Genomic DNA, 2,025 nt, shown 5'->3' on the forward strand with positions numbered 1-2,025 from the left:
AAACCATTGAATTGCGTTTGCGCGACGCCCAGCAGTTGCAAGCCGCACAAGACCTGATCGCCGCCCAATTCACCGACCTGCAGATCACGTCACAGGCCGATGGCAGCGCGTTCCGTTTGTTGGCCACCGTGAAGACCGAGTCGGCCCGTGCTGTGCAAGCCCAAGCACTCAAGCAAAACATCACCACGCTGCACAACCGGATCAACGAGCTGGGCGTGGCCGAGCCGGTGATTCAACAGCAGGGCCTGGACCGCATCGTGGTGCAGTTGCCTGGCGTGCAAGACACGGCCAAGGCCAAAGACATTTTGGGCCGCACTGCCACCTTGGAGGTGCGCATGGTGGACGAAAGCACCGAGGCCCGTGCAGCCGAGCAAGCCGGGGGCCTGGTGCCTTTTGGCACCGAGCGTTATTTGGAACGTGATGGCCGCCCGTTGATTGTGAAAAAACAAGTGGTTTTGACCGGTGACAACCTGACCGACGCCCAGCCAGGCTTTGACAGCCAGACGCAAGAGCCGGTGGTCAACCTGACGCTGGACGGCAAGGGCGCGCGCATTTTCAAAGATGTGACGCGTGACAACGTGGGCAAGCGAATGGCCATCATCTTGTTTGAAAAAGGCAAGGGCGAAGTGGTGACGGCTCCCGTGATCCGCGCTGAGATCGGTGGTGGTCGGGTGCAGATTTCTGGCCGCATGACGTCGACCGAGGCGACCGATACCGCGCTGTTGCTGCGTGCGGGTTCGCTGGCTGCGCCGATGGAAATCATCGAAGAGCGCACCATTGGGCCCAGCTTGGGCGCAGAAAACATCGCCAAGGGCTTTAACAGCGTAACTTGGGGTTTCCTGGTGATCGTGGCGTTCATGTGCGTTTATTACGCGATGTTTGGCGTTTTTTCCAGCCTGGCCTTGGGCTTCAACCTGTTGCTGTTGGTGGCGGTGCTGTCGATGCTGCAGGCCACGCTCACGCTGCCGGGCATGGCTGCGATGGCACTGGCACTGGGCATGGCGATCGACTCGAACGTGTTGATCAATGAGCGCGTGCGCGAGGAACTGCGCAGCGGCGCGAGCCCACAAGCGGCGATCAATGCGGGCTACGACCGCGCTTGGTCCACGATTTTTGACTCCAACATCACCACCTTGATTGCAGGCTTGGCTTTGCTGGCCTTTGGCTCGGGTCCGGTGCGCGGCTTTGCGGTGGTGCATTGCATCGGCATTCTGACCAGCATGTTCTCTTCCGTGTTTTTCTCAAGGGGCCTGGTCAACTTTTGGTACGGCCGACAGAAAAAACTCAAGACCGTGTCCATCGGCACTGTTTGGCGTCCCGATACGGGTACAGCAGTCACAGCGGCCAAAGCCGACTGAACGGGAGATAAAAAATGGAGTTTTTCAGAATCAAAAAAGACATCCGGTTCATGCGCCATGCTTTGGTGTTGAACGCGGTTTCCTTTGCCACGTTCATCTTGGCGGTGTTCTTTTTATTCAACAAGGGCTTGCACCTGTCGGTCGAGTTCACGGGCGGCACCGTGATGGAGGTCAGCTACAGCCAACCGGCCGACTTGCCCAAGGTGCGCAGCGTGGTGTCGGGTTTGGGTTATGCCGATGTGCAGGTACAAAACTTTGGCTCGGCGCGTGAGGTGCTGATCCGACTGCCCGTGCAAAAGGGTGTGACCACGGCCCAGCAAAGCGAGACGGTGCTGTCAGCCCTCAAGGCGGCCAGCCCCGATGTGACGCTGCGCCGCACGGAGTTTGTGGGCCCGCAGGTGGGCAACGAATTGGTGGAAGACGGCCTGATGGCGCTGGCCTTTGTGGTGGGCGGCATCATGCTGTATTTGGCCATCCGCTTTGAGTGGAAATTTGCTGTTTCGGCCATCATCGCCAACTTGCACGATGTGGTCATCATCTTGGGCTTTTTTGCCTTCTTCCAGTGGGAGTTTTCACTGGCGGTGCTGGCGGCGGTGCTGGCGGTGCTGGGTTATTCGGTGAACGAGTCGGTGGTGATTTTTGACCGTATCCGCGAGAACTTCCGACG

At 58.8% G+C, this 2,025-nt stretch carries 2 protein-coding genes; both read left to right on the plus strand.

Translation table 11 applies throughout. The features are described from left to right. Positions 1–1,358, plus strand: a 1,358-nt coding sequence (secD, locus tag Q0341_RS09310; RefSeq protein WP_299512439.1) for a protein translocase subunit SecD, incomplete at its 5' end; no start/stop codon positions are given. 14 nt (positions 1,359–1,372) lie between these two features. Then, a partial coding sequence (gene secF, locus Q0341_RS09315) for a protein translocase subunit SecF (RefSeq protein WP_299512441.1) occupies positions 1,373–2,025 on the plus strand: 653 nt, incomplete at its 3' end.

It is taken from the genome of uncultured Limnohabitans sp., assembly GCF_937889215.1.
In the GTDB taxonomy this organism is placed as follows: Bacteria; Pseudomonadota; Gammaproteobacteria; order Burkholderiales; family Burkholderiaceae_C; genus Limnohabitans_A.